Genomic DNA, 17,568 nt, shown 5'->3' with positions numbered 1-17,568 from the left:
CGTCGGCGCGCGCCGTGACGGAGGCTCACTTGGGCTTGTTCGCCTGGCGGCGCGTCCGTCGCTTCAGCGACTGCCGCTCGTCCTCGCGCAGACCACCCCAGACGCCCGTCACCTGGCGGGAGTCGTCCATGGCCCAGCGCAGGCATTCCGCGCGCACGGGACACCCCCGGCAGACCTCCTTGGCCTCCTCGGCCTGGATCAGCGCCGGTGCGCCGGTCCCCACCGGGAAGAAGAGGTCGGGGTCGACGTTCTGGCAGGCTGCTCGTGCTCGCCAGCTCTCCACCATCAGTTCCTCCTGTCACATGGGAGTTCGTCTGCCCGTCCGCGGGACCGGGCTCTACGGCCGCGCGAACAGGCGAGAGGTCTCGGCCGCCCAGTCGATCCGCGCGGCCTCGCTTCCGTCGGGCACGGCGGCGTACGTCTCACCCAGCCAGGCCCGCAGGCGCTCGCGGTCGATGTCGACCACGGCGTGCGCGCCGGCCGGACCCAGCCGCATACGGACGCGCCCTTCACTGCCGCCACAGCGCAGCGGCCACAGCCGAACGTCACCCTCGCCGGTCATGACGCGGCACCCGGAGCGCAACAGCTCCCGGGAGAGGGTCCAGACGACGACCATGCCCAGGGGCGGCCGGAACGTGACACGTACGGCCCACGGGTCGTCGGGGTCGTAGTGGAACGTGGCGGCCACGGGCAGGTCGATCCCTTCCTGCACATGAAGGGCGGTGGTGTGCCACGACCGCACCGGGGGTGCCGGGGGCCGCGGGGCGGTCTCGTGCCGACTCGATTCGGACATCGTCACCAAGTTCCTCCGGGGACATCGCGCCGCCGCCCGAGCGGCGACACCGGTCCTCCCCCTCGTAACCGCCGACGCGGATTTCACGCACGCCAGCGGCGAGAGGGGCGTGAAATCTTGCCAATGGCCGAAATTGCGCCGGTGTTTGCGTGGTGGACGAACCCTGTCGTCGACGTCACCTTCCGACGCGGAGAGCCTGTTCCGCCCAGGGCGCCCCCGTACGGCAGCAGGGCCCGGCCCGCGACGTGCGGTCCGGACCCTGCTCCGGGCGGTGCCGCCCTGGGGCGGCGGCGTGTCAGCTCTCGGTGGTGTCGTCGCTCGCCTGCCCGGCGCCCTCGGCCGCGGCCGCCTTCTCGCGCATCTTGCGCACCAGCTCCGCCTTCCGGTCGGCGGCACCCTGGCGGTCGAGGTTGCGGTGCGGACCGTTGTTCTGCCGTTCGGCGCGGGACAGCTTCTTGCGCTGGCCGCCACCCTGGCCCACGGGGTTGTTGATGTTCTTGCTGTCGGTCACGGGTTCTCCCGGTGATGAGGTGAGTGATCTACGGACGGGTTCCGGCGGCCCGGATGTGTTCTACAGCCAGTCCCGCCTTTTGAAGATCACGTACAGGCTCGTACAGACCACGGCCATCAGCACGATCGCGAACGGGTAACCGCCGACCCAGTGCAGCTCCGGCATGTTGTCGAAGTTCATGCCGTAGATGGTTCCGACCAGTGTGGGTGCGAAGAGGATGGCCGCCCAGGAGGAGATCTTCTTGATCTCCTCGTTCTGTTCGAAGCCCGCCTCCGCCAACGCCCGCATTTCCGCGTTCTGTTGCTGCGTCACCAGGGTCGCGTTCACCGTCAGGATTTCCGTCAGGGCCTGGCGGAAGCCGTCCACGCGTTCGCTGGTGTGGGTGACGTGGTCGGCCACGTCGCGGAGGTAGCGCTGAAGCTCCTCGTCCGTGCCGTACTTCGCGAAGCCTGCCATCAGGCCGTGCAGCATGCCCACCAGGGGGCGGGTCGCGCGCTGGAACTCCACCATTTCCCTGGAGAGTTCGTAGATGCGGCGCGAGACCGCCGGGTCGCCGCCGAAGACCTCGGTCTCGATCTCGTCGATGTCGTTCTGCACGCCCGCCACCACCGGGGCGTAGCCGTCGACCACCGCGTCGAGGATCGCGTACAGGACCGCCTCCGGGCCGAGGGCCAGCAGGTCCGGGTTCTCCTCCATGCGGTGGCGGACCGCCGAGAGGTCCGGCGCCGCGCCGTGGCGGACCGTGATCACGAAATCCTGGCCCACGAAGATGTGGAGTTCGCCGAAGTCGACCTCCTCCTGGGCGTCCAGGTAGCGGGCCGCCCTCAGGACCACGAAGAGCGTGTCCCCGTACCGTTCCAGCTTCGGCCGCTGGTGGGCCTCCAGCGCGTCCTCCACCGCCAGTTCATGCAGGTCGAACTCGCCCGCCAGGGAGTGCAGTTCGGACTCCGTCGGGCGGTGCAGGCCGATCCACGCCATGCCGTCCGGGTATTCGCGCAGCTGGCGGAAGGTGTCGGACAGGGTGTCGGGGGACGCCACCTTGCGGCCGTCGCGGTAGAGGGTGGCCTGTACCACGGCCCCCGGCTCGGGCGGCTGCGGCTCCGGGCGGGGCGCGCTCGCCGGCGGTTCCGGCTGGCGGCGCCAGGCTGCGCGGGGGCGACGCTCCGACATGTGGGGGGTCCGTCTCCGTGTGCGTGATGATCGTGGCCAGGTCTCCCGGCAGGATATACGGGGCGAATTACGGCAGCGCGGCGGGCGGCCCCCGTCCTCTTTGCGCACGGGCGGCGGCCGCCTCCCGTCCCGTTGCGGACGCAAGCTGTCCGCAAGCGCGAGTAGCGTGCCGTTCATGGCCTCGACCTCGACGAACCCGGTCCTTTCCACCCGCGCCCTGGGCCGCGCCACTCTGGCCCGCCAGCTCCTCCTCGAGCCCGCCGCGATGTCCGCCAGGGACGCCGTCTCCCACCTCCTCGGGCTCCAGGCGCAGAACGTGAAGCCGCCGTACTACGCCCTCGCCGCCCGGCTCTCCGGCTTCCGCCCCGAGCACCTCTCCGACCTCATGGAGTCCCGCGAGGTCGCCCGGATCGTCACCATGCGCTCCACCATCCACACCCACACCGCCGAGGACGTCCTCACCCTCCGCCCCCTCGTCCAGCCCGCTCGCGACCGCGAGCTCACGATCTTCCGCACCGGCCTCGCCGGCGTCGACCTCGACCGCCTCGCAGCCCTCTCCCGCGCCCTCGTCGAGGAGGAGCCCCGCACCCCCAAGGAGATCCGCGAGGCCCTGCTCGCCCACTGGCCCGACGCCGACCCGCAGTCCCTCTCGGTCGCCGCCCGCTGCCTGCTGCCCCTCGTCCAGGTCGCCCCGCGCGGCCTCTGGCGCCGCAGCGGGCAGGTGCGGCTCACCACCGCCCAGGCCTGGTTCGGCAAGGCCGACGAACCCGCGCCCGACGTCGCCGACGTCGTCCTGCGCTACCTGGCCGCCTTCGGGCCCGCCTCCGTCAAGGACATGCAGACCTGGAGCGGTCTGACCCGCCTCCGCGAGGCCTTCGAGCGCCTGCGCCCGCGCCTCCTCGCCTTCCGGGACGAGCACGGCGTCGAACTCTTCGACCTCCCCGACGCCCCGCGCCCCGACCCCGACACCCCGGCCCCGCCGCGCTTCCTTCCCGAGTTCGACAACCTTCTCCTCTCCCACGCCGACCGCACCCGCTTCGTCCCCGCCGAGGCCCGCAAGCGCAGCTGGAAGGGGAACCAGGCCTACTCCGTCTTCCTCCTCGACGGCCTCCTCGCCGGGCTCTGGCGCCTGGAGGAGACCAAGGAGCTCACGACGATGACCATCCAGCCCTTCGGCCCCACCGCCCCGGCCCGGCGAGCCGAACTGGAAGCCGAAGCCGAGCGCCTGCTGCGGGTGATGGGGCGGCAGGATGTTCCGTACGAGGTGGTCTTCGGGGTGGTGGACCAGTAACCGGCCCCCGCGGTGGCGGACGCGTCGGTCTCCGGCATCCCCTACGGCAGCAGCCCCGCCCTCCTCGCCGCCACCACCGCCTCCAGGCGCGTGTGGGCCTCCAGCTTGCGCATCGTCGAGCGCAGGTAGCCCTTCACCGTCTCCGGGCGCAGCCCGAGACGGTCCGCCGCCGCGGCGTTCGTCGCGCCCGATGCCACCGCCGCCAGGACGTCCAGCTCGCGCGGCGTCAACGTCACCCCGGGCGCGCCCGCCCGCCCCGCCGTGGCCGTCTCCAGGCGGCCGCACACCTCAAGCAGCCGGGCCCGCAGCTCCGGGTCCGAGACCTGGGGGGCCAGTGCGCGCAGCTCGCCGTGGGCCTGCCGGACCTCCTCCCGCGACGGCCCCGGCGCCGGGCTCCCCGCCCCTGGCCTCAGCTCCCGCACCTCGTCCCGTACCGCCAGCGCCTGTTCCACGTCCCGGGCCGCCGCCACCGCCGCGTCGAAGACCCGGTCGCCGAGCGGCAGCGCGTCCCGCAGGGCCCCGTACAGCACGCCCCGCACCTTCCGGCGTACGACGACGGGCACCGCGATCACCGAGCGCAGCCCCTCCGCCGACACCGGAGCGTCGTACTCGTGCGTGATGTGCCGCGCCGACGGGTAGTCCACGACCGCGCACGGCCGCGACAGCGCCACGCACCTCCCGCCCAGGCCGCTGCCCGCCGAGATCGCGAGGCCCCGCAGGGCCGGGGTCAGGGCGCCGTTCAGCTCCGCGATCCGCAACCGGCGGTCGTGCAGCAGTCCACCGAAGACGATCTCCAGGCCCGTGGACCGGCGCAGCCGCAGCAGCGCCGCCCGCATCTCCACCGATTCCGTCAGCTCGGGCACGCGACTACTCCTTCACCCCCGAACGGGGGTAGTGAGACCTGGGTCACCGATTACACGATGTCCGTGACCGGTCCCGCAACGAGGAGGACACATGACGGCTACCACCGCGACGGAGAGCTTCCGGGCCGCCCGCGACTTCCTGCTCCAGCACCGCGAGGACTACGAGTCGGCGTACGAGGGATTCGCCTGGCCCCGCCCCGAACGGTTCAACTGGGCCCTGGAGTGGTTCGACGTCATCGCGGCCGGCAACGACCGGACCGCCCTGCACATCGTCGAGGAGGACGGCTCCGAGACGAAGGTGAGCTTCGCCGAGATGGCCTCCCGCTCCGACCGAGCCGCCAACTGGCTGCGCGCACACGGCGTTCGGGCCGGTGACCGGATCATCGTCATGCTCGGCAACCAGGCCGAGTTGTGGGAGACCGCGCTCGCCGCGATGAAGCTGCGCGCCGTCGTCCTCCCCGCCACCCCGCTCCTCGGCCCCGCCGACCTGCGCGACCGCGTCGAGCGCGGCCGGGCCCGGCACGTCGTCGTGCGCGCCGAGGACACCGCCAAGTTCGACGACGTGCCGGGGGAGTACACCCGGATCGTCGTAGGGGGAGAACGGGACGGCTGGGTTCCGTACCACGAGGCCAGGAGCGCCTCCGACGCCTTCGAGGCCGACGGCGTCACCCGCGCCGACGACCCGCTGATGCTGTACTTCACCTCCGGTACGACCGCCCGCCCCAAGCTCGTCGAGCACACCCACACCTCGTACCCCGTCGGCCACCTCGCCACCATGTACTGGATCGGGCTCAAGCCCGGCGACGTGCACCTCAACATCTCCTCGCCCGGCTGGGCCAAGCACGCCTGGTCCAACCTCTTCGCCCCCTGGAACGCCGAGGCGACCGTCTTCATCCACAACTACACGCGCTTCGACCCGGCCCGTCTGATGGCCGAGATGGACCGCAACGGCGTCACCAGCTTCTGCGCCCCGCCCACCGTCTGGCGCATGCTGATCCAGGCCGACCTCAGCGGGCTCACGCGCCCGCCCCGCGAGGTCGTGGCGGCCGGTGAGCCGCTCAACCCCGAGGTCATCGAGTCCGTGCGCCGGGCCTGGGGCGTCACCATCCGCGACGGGTTCGGGCAGACCGAGACGGCCGTCCAGGTCTCCAACAGCCCCGGCCAGCGCCTCAAGGAGGGCTCCATGGGCCGGCCGAGCCCCGGGTTCCGGGTCACCCTGGTCGACCCGGTGAGCGGCAAGGCGGACGTGGACGAGGGCGAGATCTGTCTCGACCTCTCCACCGACCCGGTGGGCCTGATGACCGGCTACCACGGCGACCCGGAGCGTACGGCCGAGGCGATGGCGGGCGGCTACTACCGCACCGGCGACATCGGCTCGCGGGACGAAGAGGGATACATCACCTACATCGGGCGGGCCGACGACGTCTTCAAGGCCTCCGACTACAAGATCTCGCCGTTCGAGCTGGAGAGCGCGCTCCTGGAGCACGAGGCGGTTGCCGAGGCGGCCGTCGTTCCGGCCCCCGACCCGCTGCGGCTCGCCGTCCCGAAGGCGTACGTCGTCCTCGCGGACGGCTGGGAGCCGAACGCGGAGACGGCGCAGGCGCTCTTCGCCCACTCGCGTGCCGTACTCGCCCCGTACAAGCGGCTGCGGCGCATCGAGTTCGCCGAGCTGCCCAAGACGGTCTCGGGGAAGATCCGCCGGGTCGAGCTGCGCGAGCGGACGGCCAAGGGCGAAGGCACGGAGTACACGGAAGGGGACCTGGCGTGACACCGACGACGCCCGCACTCTCGTACGCGCACGGCGCGAGCTCCACCCCCCTGCTCGGCGACACCATCGGCGCCAACCTTGACCGGGCCGTCGCCTCCTGGCCGGAGCACGAGGCGCTCGTCGACGTGCCGTCCGGCCGGCGCTGGACGTACGCCCAATTCGGCGCCGACGTGGCGAAGTTGGCCGACGCCCTGCTCGGCAGCGGGGTCGCCAAGGGCGACCGGGTGGGGATCTGGGCGGTCAACTGCGCCGAGTGGGTGCTCGTGCAGTACGCCACCGCCCGCATCGGCGCCGTCATGGTGACCGTCAACCCCGCCTACCGGGCACACGAGTTGGAGTACGTGCTCCGGCAGGCCGGGATCTCGCTCCTCTTCGCCTCCCGCGCGCACAAGACGAGCGACTACCGGGCGATGGTCGAACAAGTCGCCCCCAACTGCCCAGAGTTGCGGGAGGCGGTCTACTTCGACGACCCGACCTGGGACGAGCTGCTCTCACGTACGGCGGGGGAGCTGCGCCCCGCCCCGCTCTCCTGCGACGAGCCGGTCAACATCCAGTACACCTCGGGCACCACGGGCTTCCCCAAGGGGGCGACCCTCTCCCACCACAACATCCTCAACAACGGTTATTTCGTGGGCGAGATGATCGCCTACACCGAGCAGGACCGCATCTGCGTCCCGGTGCCGTTCTACCACTGCTTCGGCATGGTGATGGGCAACCTCGCGGCGACCTCGCACGGCGCGTGCGTGGTCATCCCCGCGCCGTCGTTCGACGCCGCCGCGACGCTCCGCGCGGTCGAGGAGGAGCGCTGCACCTCGCTGTACGGCGTACCGACGATGTTCATCGCCGAGCTGAACCTCCCCGACTTCGCCTCGTACGACCTCTCCACCCTGCGCACCGGCATCATGGCGGGCTCACCGTGCCCGGTGGAGGTGATGAAGCGGGTCGTCGCCGAGATGAACATGGCCGAGGTCTCGATCTGCTACGGCATGACGGAGACCTCGCCCGTCTCCACGCAGACCCGGCGCGACGACGACCTGGAACGCCGCACGGGCACGGTGGGCCGGGTCATGCCGCACGTGGAGGTGAAGGTCGTCGATCCGGTCACCGGTCTCACCGTCGAGCGCGGGGTCCCCGGCGAGCTGTGCACCCGCGGCTACAGCGTGATGCTCGGCTACTGGGACGAGCCCGAGAAGACCACAGAGGTCGTCGACGCGGGCCGCTGGATGCACACGGGAGACCTCGCGGTGATGCGCGAGGACGGATATGTCCAGATCGTCGGCCGCATCAAGGACATGATCATCCGGGGCGGTGAGAACGTGTACCCGCGGGAGATCGAGGAGTTCCTGCACGGGCACGAGAAGATCGCGGACGTCCAGGTCGTGGGCGTCCCCGACCCCCGCTACGGCGAGGAGATCCTGGCCTGCGTGGTCCCGCGCGACCCGGCCGACCCGCCGAGCCTCGACGACATCGCCGCGTTCTGCCGCGACCGTCTCGCGCACTACAAGGTCCCGCGCCGGGTGGAGATCCTCGCGGAGTTCCCGATGACGGTGAGCGGGAAGGTGCGGAAGGTGGAGCTGCGCCGACGCTTCGGGGAGGGGTAGCTGCCGGTGCGGGGCGCGGCTAGGGCGACGTGCGGGCCTCGTGGGCCACGGTGGCGCCGGCCAGTTCGCGGCGCATGCAGATCCGGGGCCAGGTCGCCAGGCCGTGGGCGGCCTCGGCCCGCTGGATCGCGCGGAGGCCGACGGTGAGCTCCGGATCGGTCTCGGCGAGCGGGCGGAAGCCGAGGCGGGCGTAGTACGGAGCGTTCCAGGGGACCTCGGCGAAGGTCGTCAGGGTCAGCGCCGTCAGCCCGCGCTCGGCCGCCTCGGCCGCGAGGTGCTCGATCAGCGCGCGGCCGATGCCCCGGCGGCCGGCGGCCGGATGGACGGAGACCTGCTCGATGTGGGCGGCCCCGTCGACGGTGTCGGTCAGCAGGTACGCGATCGGCCGGTCGGCCTCGTCGGCGGCCACCCAGGCGTGACCGGCCCGCCGGTACGCGTCCAGGACGTCCAGGGGCAGTGGTTCGTCGTCGGCGACGGCCGCCATGCCGAGGGAGCGGAAGGGTTCGCCCGCGGCCCGTTCGATGTCCTGGAGCAACGGGAGTTCGGCCGGTGCGGCCACTCGGATGCGCATACGACGAGTATGGCGCGGACCCCGCCCTCAGCCCCCGCTCCCGCCCCCGTCTCCGCCGCCCCCGCCACCCCCGCCACCCCCACCGGTCCCGTCGTACCCGCCGCCGCCGAACCAGCCGCGACCGGTCGCGTAACCGTCCGTCCTGCCACCCTGGCCCAGCAGCCCGCCGTCGCGCGAGAAGCGGGGCAGGAAGAGAGCGAGCGCCGGGTCCCCGTAGAGGGCTACGTACAGCAGCACCAGATTGCCGTCCGTCACCTCGCTCCGGTGCGCGGGCAGTGGGTGCCGCTCGCGGAGCCCGGCCAGCAGACGGCGGGCGGCCCGGGTCGTCGGAGGCAGCGAGAGCAGGGCGAGCGCGGCGCCGGTCGCCACGGCCCCGAGGGTGAGCGCGAGCGCGAGGTCCGCGCCGGACGGCCTGGTGATCAGCAGCCCCGCGCCGACCGTCGCCACCGCGCCGACGAGCAGCACCCGCGCGCCGCCCAGCCGGCCGTACGGGCGGATCAGCCCCGCCCGGCCCAGCTCCGCCCACAGCGCGTCGACCGCGCGCCGCGCCCGGGGCTGCGAGACGAGCACCCGAAGGCCCAGGGCGCGCCGGAGCGAACTGTGCACCCCGAGTTGAACCGGGTCACGCGTCCGGCCCGGTCCGCCGTTGGCCCGAATCGTGCCCTTCCGGCCGGCCGCCACCGCGCCGCGCTGGTGCAGTGCGACGAGCGCCACGACGACGGCGGCCCGGGGCCCGCCCCGGAGCAACGCCAGTGCCTGCGGAGCCAGTTCGGCCTGCTGCGGGCTGCGCGTTCGCAACAGGGCGAGCCCGAGCAGCAGTTGTCCGCAGGACGCGCCGATGAACCACCACGTGTCCGCCCCCATGACGTTCCACCCCCCGAGGGTGTTGTGCCCGGGGGAGTGTGATCGTCACGCGTGAATGGCCGAATTCTGAGGTTCTTTTGAGCTGCCGAGCGCCCTCGTGACGGCTCCTGCCGCCGCCCTCCTGCCTACGCGCCGGAGGTGATCAGCTCGTCGGCGGGGGTGTTGACCGGCTGCGGGGTGCCCGTGAGGTCGAGGACGAAGAGGGGGATGCCCAGTTCGTCGGCGCGGGAGCGGGCGTCCGGGGTGTAGCCGGCGAGGGAGAAGAAGACGCTCACGGCCGTGCTGCTGAGGCCGTTGAGCCAGAGGCACTCGACGGCTCGCAGCCCGGCCGGGCGGGTGCTCGGGTCGACCTGGGCGACGAGTCCGGGCGCCCGGAGGTCGACCTCGGACGTGGAGCGCTCCTCGGGCTGGACGACGTCCCGGAACCCCAGCCAGCGCAGGTACCCGGCGGACGCGGCGACGGCGTCCCGTGCGGTGCGGATGGTCACGGGCCGGAACGAGGGCCTCGGCGGCGCGGGGTGCGCGGCGGTGGGAGGGAGCGGTATGTGCGCGGGGTAGCGCTCGGCGAAGGCCCGGTGCCCGCCGCTCCGCGGGGCGGCGTGGGCGCGGCTCCCGGCCGGGCCCGTGCGGGGCTGTGAACCGTCCGCGTCCGCCTCCTCGGCCCCGGCGTCCCCCTTGTGCGCCTCGAAGCGGCCGTCCGTTCCGCTTCCGCTGTTCCCGGGCGTGAACCAGCCACGGGTCCCGGCGGTGGGACCTCCGCCCGTCTCCGGGCCCGCGTCCGGGCCTGTGGGGGCAGGGGCTGGGCTGTCGGTGCCGGGGCGCGGGTCGGCCGCGCTGCGCGGCTCCACGACGCGCTGGGGCCCCGCGACGCCGGTACCCCGTCCCGTACCGCCACCCGCCGCCTCCCGGCCTCCGAGCGGGGTCGGTCCGGGGCCCGAGGCCGTGTCCGGGGGCCGGACCGGGACACGGAGGACCGTGCCGCAGGCGCAGCCGTGCTCCGGGTGGGGCCACTCGTCCTCGCGGCCGCACGCGACGCAGCGGACCGCGACCCACTCGTCCGTCCAGTTCCGGTGCGTGACCGGCTCGCCCGTGGCCCCGGCGATCACCGGGGGCACCACCGGTGTGCCGCACGCGCACGGGAAGACCGGCGCGGCGTACGCCTGCGTACGGAGGCATTCCGGGCAGCGCACCGGAACCGAGTCACCCACACCGAACCCCACGCCGAACCCCCTGTCGTCCCGGACCCATCGTCCACCAATCCGCCACGGGAGGGGAGGGAGTTCGGCCAACGGCCGAGCTTCCTCCCTTGACGGCTCTCACCACCCCGACCTACATTGCTTCCGTATAGCAGAACAATACTTCCGCAATACGGAAACGGCCCGCCGAGACGGTGGCGGACCGCTTCCGCCTGGCCGAAGCAGGAGCCCTCCCATGCCCCGTATGACCGCCGCCGCAGCGGCCGTTGAGATCCTCAAGCGCGAAGGCGTCACCAACGCGTTCGGCGTGCCCGGCGCGGCGATCAACCCCTTCTACCGCGAGCTCAAGAACGTCGGCGGGGTCAGCCACACCCTCGCCCGCCACGTCGAGGGCGCGTCCCACATGGCCGAGGGCTACACCCGGGCCAAGGCCGGCAACATCGGTGTCTGCATCGGTACGTCCGGCCCCGCCGGCACCGACATGATCACCGGGCTGTACTCCGCGATCGCGGACTCGATCCCGATCCTGTGCATCACGGGCCAGGCCCCGGTCTCGAAGCTCCACAAGGAGGACTTCCAGGCCGTCGACATCGCCTCGATCGCCAAGCCCGTCACCAAGGCCGCCACCACGGTCCTGGAGGCCGCGCAGGTCCCCGGCGTCTTCCAGCAGGCCTTCCACCTGATGCGCTCCGGCCGTCCCGGCCCGGTCCTCATCGACCTGCCGATCGACGTCCAGCTGACCGAGATCGAGTTCGACCCGGAGACCTACGAGCCGCTGCCGGTCTACAAGCCGCAGGCCACCCGCGCGCAGGCCGAGAAGGCCCTGAAGTTCCTCCTGGAGTCGGAGCGCCCCCTGATCGTCGCCGGTGGCGGCATCATCAACGCCGACGCCTCCGACCTGCTGGTCGAGTTCGCCGAGCTGACGGGCGTCCCGGTCATCTCCACCCTCATGGGCTGGGGCACCATCCCGGACGACCACGAGCTGAGCGCCGGTATGGTCGGCGTCCAGACCGCGCACCGCTACGGCAACGCGACGTTCCTGGAGTCGGACTTCGTCCTCGGCATCGGCAACCGCTGGGCCAACCGCCACACCGGTTACAACATGGACGCCTACACCAAGGGCCGGAAGTTCGTCCACGTCGACATCGAGCCCACCCAGATCGGCAAGATCTTCGCCCCGGACTACGGCATCGCCTCCGACGCCAAGGCCGCGCTCGAGCTCTTCGTCGAGATCGCCAAGGAGTGGAAGGCCGCCGGCACGCTGCCCGACTTCTCCGCCTGGGCCGCCTCCGCGCAGGAGCGCAAGGCCACCCTCCAGCGCCGCACGCACTTCGACAACGTCCCGATCAAGCCGCAGCGCGTGTACGAGGAGATGAACAAGGCCTTCGGCCCGGAGACGCGCTACGTCACCACCATCGGCCTCTCCCAGATCGCGGCCGCGCAGTTCCTGCACGTCTACAAGCCGCGCCACTGGATCAACTGCGGCCAGGCCGGCCCGCTCGGCTGGACCATCCCGGCCGCGATCGGTGCCGCCACCGCGGACCCGGAGACCCCGGTCGTCGCGCTCTCCGGCGACTACGACTTCCAGTTCATGATCGAGGAGCTGGCGGTCGCCGCCCAGCACAAGGTCCCCTACGTCCACGTCCTCGTGAACAACGCCTACCTGGGCCTGATCCGTCAGGCGCAGGGCAACTTGGGGATCAACTTCGAGGTCAACCTCGAGTTCGAGAACATCAACACCCCGGAGATCGGCGTCTACGGCGTCGACCACGTCAAGGTCGCCGAGGGCCTGGGCGTCAAGGCGATCCGCGTCGAGGACCCGAGCAAGCTGGGCGAGGCGCTGGAGCAGGCCAAGAAGATGGCCGTCGAGTTCCAGGTCCCGGTCGTCGTCGAGGCGATCCTGGAGCGGATCACCAACATCGCGATGAGCAAGACGGTCGACATGAGCGACGTCACCGAGTTCGAGGAGCTCGCGACCGAGCCCGGCCACGCGCCGACCGCGATCAAGGCCCTCAAGGTCTGATCACCGTAAGGAAGTGTCGGCCCCCGCTCCGAGAGCACCGGAGCGGGGGCCGCTCTGCGCCCGTACCAGAGCGGCCCCGGCCTCCGTCCAGTCGTAGAGGACGGACCGCCCCGCGCGTCTCCGCCGGACGAGCCGCGCGTCGAGCAGCACCTTCAGATGCCGCCCCACCGACCCGAGGCCCTGCCCGGTGAGCGCCACCAACTGGCTGGTGGAGAGCGGCGATTCCAGGCGTACGAGCACCCCGGCCCGCGCGCTCCCGAGCAGCGTGGCGAGGGCCGTCGGGACGGCCGGGCCCTCCATGTCGGTCAGCGCGCCCGCGCAGGGGTAGACGATCGCGAAGCGCTCCGCCCCCTCCCACGACACCCACCCCCGGCTCGGGGTCACCGGCACGAACAGCAGCCGCGCGCCGGTGGCCGAACGCGGCGGGTAGTCACGGGCGTTGACCTGGAGCCGGCCCTCGCCGAGCCAGCGCGTCCGTCCCGGACTCAGCTCGTCCAGGGCCGCCGCCCACCCCTCCCGGGTCAGCCGCGCCGTGCGCGCGAGCACGTCGGCCTCCAGGATCCGCCGCCGTCTCGGCCAGGTCGGCAGCACCGTCTCCCGCCACACCCAGGTCAGCAACTCGGCCATCCGGTGCGGGAGATCGGACGCCGACGCCAGCGGCTCGGGCACCGGGCCGCCCAGCGACACCGCCAGATCCGCCACGGCCGCCGCGGGCGGGGTCGCGCGGACGTGGCACAGCTCCTCCTCGAAGCTCCGCTCGCCGTCGCCCAGGGGCGTGGGCGTCACGAAGTCGGCGTTCCACGACGTCCCGAGCGCCGCCCGCACCAGCAGGGCGTCGAGCGGATCGACCGCCAACCGGACCCGGTAGGCGGGCAGATGAGCCTCCAGCCAGGCCAGCTCACCGGGGTGGGCGGCCTGACGCAGATCCAGCGTCTGGAGCGCGGCGGTGGCCTCGGCCAGCGGGGAGATCAGAAACCGACTCCCCGCGAGCGCGTCCGCGTCAACCTGCCACCATCCCATGCCCGTTCCCCCGTTTCGCCACCCCGCGAAACAATAACGGTCGCCCCGGTGGCCGCCGCAGACTCCGCCGCATGCGTCGTTACCGCGAACTCTTCCGTACACCCGAGTTCACCCCCCTCTTCCTCACCTGCTCCGCCCAGGTCGCCGCCCAGACCGTGGCCGGGCTCGGGCTCGCCACGCTCGTGTTCCGGCAGACCGGATCACCTCTGCTGTCGTCCCTCGCGCTCTTCGGACCCTCGCTCGCGCAGCTCCTCGGTGCTGCGACGCTGCTGTCGGCCGCCGACCGGCTTCCGCCGCGCGCCGCGCTCGCCGGCATGGCGCTGTTCTTCGCCGTGGGCAGCGCCGCGACGGCCGTACCCGGGCTGTCGATCGGGGCGGTCTTCGCGATCCTGCTCGCGCAGGGGCTCGTCGGCTCCGTCGGCGGTGGGGTGCGGTACGGACTCCTCGGCGAGATCCTGCCGCGCGACGGCTACCTGCTGGGCCGCTCGACGCTCAACATGGCGGTCGGGGGTTTTCAGATCGCCGGGTTCGCAGGCGGCGGCGTGCTCGTCGCCCTGCTCTCTCCCCGCGGGGCCGTGCTGACCGGCGCCGCCCTCTACCTCGCCGCCGCTCTCCTCGCCCGCCTCGGCCTCTCCCGGCGCGCCCCGCGCGCCACCGGCCGGGCCTCGGCCGCGGAGACCTGGCGGACGAACCGGCGGCTGTGGTCGTCCCGGGCCCTCCGCCGGACCTATGTCGCGCTGTGGGTGCCCAACGGGCTGATCGTGGGCTGCGAGTCGCTCTTCGTGCCGTACGACCCCGAGCGCGCCGGGCTGCTCTTCGCCTGCGGCGCGCTCGGGATGCTGGCGGGGGACACGCTCGTGGGCCGGTTCGTCCCCACTGGTCTCCGGGGTCGGCTCGCCGGCCCGCTCCAGGCCCTGCTCGCCGCCCCGTTCCTGCTCTTCGCGCTGGACCCGGGGCTGCACCTCGCCCTCGCCGCCGTGACCGTCTCGGCGGTCGGCTACGGCGCGAGCCTGCTGTACCAGGAGCGGCTTCTGGCCCTCGTACCGGACGAGCTGAGCGGTCACGCCCTCGGGCTGCACACCTCGGGCATGCTCGCCCTCCAGGGGCTGAGCGCGGCGCTCGCCGGCGCCGTCGCCCAGGCCACCTCACCGCGTACGGCGATGGTGGTGCTCGCCGTCGCCTCGCTCGCCGTCACGCTGTCGCTCACCCTCACCGAGGCGCCTTCGAGCGGACCACGACCGTCTCCTCGCAAGGCCCGTCGGCGAACAGCTTGAGCGCCTCCACCTCGTCCTTGTCGGCGCTCAGGCCCCAGCGCAGCTTGGTGCCCACCCACTCGGCGACGTAGCGGCAGTACTGGGTGGAGGACGACGGCACCCAGTCGGCGGGGTCGCGGCCGGCCTTGTCCTTCTGGCTGCGGGCGGTGACGGCGACGAGCGTGCCCGGCGTGCCCTGGTCGTTGGCGTACTTCTCGCGCCGGGCCACCGTCCAGCCCGAGGCGCCCGACTCCCATGCCTCGTTGAGGGAGACCACGTGATCGACGCGGAGCGCGGCCGCGTCGCCGACGGTCTGTCCGTCGTAGTACGAGGTCCACTTCCCGCCCGTCAGGGCGCAGCCGGGGCCCGTCTTCGGGGCGTCGACGGCCTCCTCCAGGAGGACCTCGGCGCGGGTGTCGCAGCCGTCGGCGGCGTCGAGGCCGGCGTTCCAGTGGGGGAAGGCGGACTCCCTGTACCCCGCCGGGTCCTCGCTCGCCTCGGTGAGGTCGGCGAGGGCGTCGGGGAAGAGGACGACGTTCGCCGACATGGCCGGGGAGGGCACGACGAGCGGGGAGAGGATGAGCGCGAGCGGGGTCAGGCCCCGCAGCAGGTTCTTGATCACGTACGAGTGGATAGCCGCGGGGGAGGGGCGCATACGCGGGGAATCGCGGTGCGCTCGCCCGTGCGGGTGTGGATCTTCACCGCAGAAACGATGCGCTGGGCCTTGTACGGACGCCAGGCCCGACGGGGGAACGCAGAAGAGCGCGGAACCAGGGACCGTAAACCTGGTTCCGCGCTCTCGTTGTGCCCGCCCGACGGTGCGAGGCTGGCGCGACAGGACGTTCGCGCCGCCGGGCGGAGTCTTGGGTTTCCCCTGGGGGGCGTTGGGACCGCGGCGGCGACGACGGATGGACCCGGTGATCCCCTTCCTTCAGGTCAAGAAGGGGCCTGGTCCGCCCTTACCACCGCACTGGCTCGTGCGCCGCCGCGGTCCTCACGCTGTCCGTACCGCCGGCCACCCCTCATCCGGGCCGTCGGTCCGGACGGCGTACGACATCTGACCTCCCGTCATATGCCGTACGCGGTCTGGATACCGCCGTGGATCAGTCCTCGCGCAGGGCGCGGACCGCCTCGGCCACGCGCTTGCCGTAGTCCGCGTCGGCGGCGGCGAAGTGCGCGATGTTCTTCTCGATGATGTCCTCGCGGGACACCTGGGACAGGCCACCGGCGATGTTGGCGACCAGACGGCCCTTCTCGTCCTCGGACATCAGGCGGTAGAGCTCACCGGCCTGGAAGAAGTGGTCGTCCTTGGCGTGCTCGGGCGCCGCGTGGTTGCCGGTCCAGCCGTGGATCGCCAGCGGAGCGGAGAGCACCTCGTCGGTCTGCGCGGGACCCGAGAACGAGTTGGGCTCGTAGTTCTTGTCCGTGCGGCGGCCGTTGCGCGTGGCCATGAAGCCGTCGCGGCCGTAGTTGTCGGCCACGGTCGCCCTGGGGGCGTTCACGGGCAGCTGGGTGTGGTTCACACCGAGGCGGTAGCGGTGGGCGTCCGCGTAGGCGAAGAGACGGCCCTGGAGCATCTTGTCCGGCGAGGGGCCGATGCCCGGCACGAAGTTGTTCGGGGAGAACGCGGCCTGCTCGACCTCGGCGAAGACGTTGTCCGGGTTGCGGTCGAGGACCAGCCGGCCGACGCGCTGCAGCGGGTAGTCCGCGTGCGGCCACACCTTGGTGAGGTCGAACGGGTTGAAGCGGTAGTCGGCGGCCTCGGCGGCCGGCATGACCTGGACGTACAGGGTCCACGAGGGGTTCACACCGCGCTCGATGGCCTGGAGCAGGTCGGTCTGGTGCGAGTTCGCGTCCTTGCCGACGAGCTCGGCGGCCTGCTCGGCGGAGAGGGAGCGGATGCCCTGGTTCGTCTTGAAGTGGTACTTGACGAAGAAGGCCTCGCCCGCCTCGTTGGTCCACTGGTACGTGTGCGAGCCGTAGCCGTTCATGTGACGGTACGAGGCCGGGATGCCGCGGTCGCCCATGAGCCAGGTGATCTGGTGGGTCGCCTCGGGGGCGTGCGCCCAGAAGTCCCAGACGTTGTCCGGCTCCTGCTTGCCCGTGAAGGGGTCGCGCTTCTGGGAGTGGATGAAGTCGGGGAACTTGATCGGGTCCTTGATGAAGAACACCGGGGTGTTGTTGCCGACGAGGTCGTAGTTGCCCTCTTCGGTGTAGAACTTCAGCGCGAAGCCGCGCGGGTCACGGACCGCGTCCGCGCCACCGAGCGAGTCGGCCACGGTGGAGAAGCGCAGGAACGTCTCGGTCCGCTTGCCGACCTCGGAGAGGAAGGCGGCCTTGGTGAAGCCGGTGACGTCGTCGGTCACCTCGAAGTAGCCGTACGCACCGGAGCCGCGGGCGTGGACCACGCGCTCCGGGATCCGCTCACGGTTGAAGCGCGCGAGCTTCTCCAGGAGGTGCTGGTCCTGGAGCAGGATGGGGCCACCGACGCCGGCGGTGGCGGAGTTCTGGTTGTCGGCGACCGGGGCGCCGGACTCGGTCGTAAGCACGCGCTTCGACATGGTGACCTTCCGTACGGGAGCTGCACCGCTGACTGTGCGGGGTGTTCAGGAGCGTAAATTCGCCGCGAACCCAGCGTCAACAG

At 72.1% G+C, this 17,568-nt stretch carries 15 protein-coding genes and 1 pseudogene; 5 read left to right on the top strand and 11 right to left on the bottom strand.

Annotation, left to right across the window (positions count from 1 at the left end; genetic code table 11):
• Positions 1-25: 25 nt before the first annotated feature.
• The 4 genes from ACWF79_RS13590 to ACWF79_RS13575 all read right to left on the bottom strand — a co-directional run bounded on the left by ACWF79_RS13590 (position 26) and on the right by ACWF79_RS13575 (position 2,474).
• Positions 26-283, bottom strand: a complete 258-nt coding sequence (locus tag ACWF79_RS13590) for a WhiB family transcriptional regulator (RefSeq protein ID WP_453728256.1) — start codon at positions 281-283, stop codon at positions 26-28.
• A 54-nt stretch (positions 284-337) separates the two neighbouring features.
• Positions 338-793, bottom strand: coding sequence for an SsgA family sporulation/cell division regulator (locus ACWF79_RS13585; protein WP_453728248.1), 456 nt, complete (start codon positions 791-793; stop codon positions 338-340).
• Positions 794-1,088: 295 nt separating this feature from the next.
• Positions 1,089-1,304 carry a DUF6243 family protein gene (locus ACWF79_RS13580; protein ID WP_453728247.1) on the bottom strand — a complete coding sequence of 72 codons (216 nt, stop codon included), beginning with the start codon at positions 1,302-1,304 and terminating at the stop codon, positions 1,089-1,091.
• Positions 1,305-1,364: 60 nt separating this feature from the next.
• Positions 1,365-2,474 carry a magnesium and cobalt transport protein CorA gene (locus tag ACWF79_RS13575; protein ID WP_453728246.1) on the bottom strand — a complete coding sequence of 370 codons (1,110 nt, stop codon included), beginning with the start codon at positions 2,472-2,474 and terminating at the stop codon, positions 1,365-1,367.
• A 175-nt stretch (positions 2,475-2,649) separates the two neighbouring features.
• Here ACWF79_RS13575 and ACWF79_RS13570 point away from each other — a divergent pair, with 175 nt between their 5' ends.
• Entirely contained in the window at positions 2,650-3,765 is a 1,116-nt protein-coding gene (locus ACWF79_RS13570; RefSeq protein WP_453728245.1) for a winged helix DNA-binding domain-containing protein, read from the top strand.
• A 41-nt stretch (positions 3,766-3,806) separates the two neighbouring features.
• Here ACWF79_RS13570 and ACWF79_RS13565 read toward each other — a convergent pair whose 3' ends face one another.
• Positions 3,807-4,601, bottom strand: coding sequence for a response regulator transcription factor (locus ACWF79_RS13565; RefSeq protein ID WP_453728255.1), 795 nt, complete (start codon positions 4,599-4,601; stop codon positions 3,807-3,809).
• Between the two features lie 118 nt (positions 4,602-4,719).
• Here ACWF79_RS13565 and ACWF79_RS13560 point away from each other — a divergent pair, with 118 nt between their 5' ends.
• Positions 4,720-6,396: an AMP-binding protein gene (locus tag ACWF79_RS13560; RefSeq protein ID WP_453728244.1), complete on the top strand. Its 1,677-nt coding sequence runs from the start codon at positions 4,720-4,722 to the stop codon at positions 6,394-6,396.
• Positions 6,393-7,997 carry an AMP-binding protein gene (locus ACWF79_RS13555; RefSeq protein ID WP_453728243.1) on the top strand — a complete coding sequence of 535 codons (1,605 nt, stop codon included), beginning with the start codon at positions 6,393-6,395 and terminating at the stop codon, positions 7,995-7,997. The genes ACWF79_RS13560 and ACWF79_RS13555 overlap by 4 nt, the downstream gene beginning before the upstream one ends.
• A gap of 19 nt (positions 7,998-8,016) precedes the next feature.
• On the opposite strand, the gene ACWF79_RS13550 is transcribed toward ACWF79_RS13555, so the two are convergent.
• The 3 genes and pseudogenes from ACWF79_RS13550 to ACWF79_RS13540 all read right to left on the bottom strand — a co-directional run.
• Positions 8,017-8,568 (bottom strand): GNAT family N-acetyltransferase, encoded by a 552-nt coding sequence (locus ACWF79_RS13550; protein WP_453728242.1) that lies wholly within the window; start codon positions 8,566-8,568, stop codon positions 8,017-8,019.
• A 27-nt stretch (positions 8,569-8,595) separates the two neighbouring features.
• A complete protein-coding gene (locus tag ACWF79_RS13545; protein ID WP_453728241.1) occupies positions 8,596-9,432 on the bottom strand; it encodes a TIGR04222 domain-containing membrane protein in 837 nt (278 codons plus the stop codon).
• A 125-nt stretch (positions 9,433-9,557) separates the two neighbouring features.
• Positions 9,558-10,019 (bottom strand): annotated as a pseudogene (locus tag ACWF79_RS13540) (hypothetical protein); the annotation flags it as partial.
• 844 nt (positions 10,020-10,863) lie between these two features.
• Here ACWF79_RS13540 and gcl point away from each other — a divergent pair.
• Positions 10,864-12,651, top strand: a complete 1,788-nt coding sequence (gene gcl / locus ACWF79_RS13535) for a glyoxylate carboligase (protein WP_453728240.1) — start codon at positions 10,864-10,866, stop codon at positions 12,649-12,651.
• On the opposite strand, the gene ACWF79_RS13530 is transcribed toward gcl, so the two are convergent.
• Positions 12,652-13,671, bottom strand: coding sequence for a transcriptional regulator (locus ACWF79_RS13530; protein WP_453728239.1), 1,020 nt, complete (start codon positions 13,669-13,671; stop codon positions 12,652-12,654).
• A 71-nt stretch (positions 13,672-13,742) separates the two neighbouring features.
• Between ACWF79_RS13530 and ACWF79_RS13525 the strand changes: the two genes are divergently transcribed.
• Positions 13,743-14,945, top strand: a complete 1,203-nt coding sequence (locus tag ACWF79_RS13525; protein ID WP_453728238.1) for an MFS transporter — start codon at positions 13,743-13,745, stop codon at positions 14,943-14,945.
• On the opposite strand, the gene ACWF79_RS13520 is transcribed toward ACWF79_RS13525, so the two are convergent.
• Together ACWF79_RS13520 and ACWF79_RS13515 are read right to left on the bottom strand one after the other, a co-directional pair.
• Positions 14,881-15,546, bottom strand: coding sequence for an HNH endonuclease (locus tag ACWF79_RS13520; RefSeq protein ID WP_453728237.1), 666 nt, complete (start codon positions 15,544-15,546; stop codon positions 14,881-14,883). The genes ACWF79_RS13525 and ACWF79_RS13520 overlap by 65 nt on opposite strands.
• A gap of 481 nt (positions 15,547-16,027) precedes the next feature.
• Positions 16,028-17,485, bottom strand: coding sequence for a catalase (locus ACWF79_RS13515; protein ID WP_453728236.1), 1,458 nt, complete (start codon positions 17,483-17,485; stop codon positions 16,028-16,030).
• Positions 17,486-17,568 lie beyond the last annotated feature (83 nt).

The sequence above is a fragment of the Streptomyces sp. NPDC054975 genome (assembly GCF_053609105.1).
This window is presented reverse-complemented; position numbering and strand designations above follow the sequence as displayed.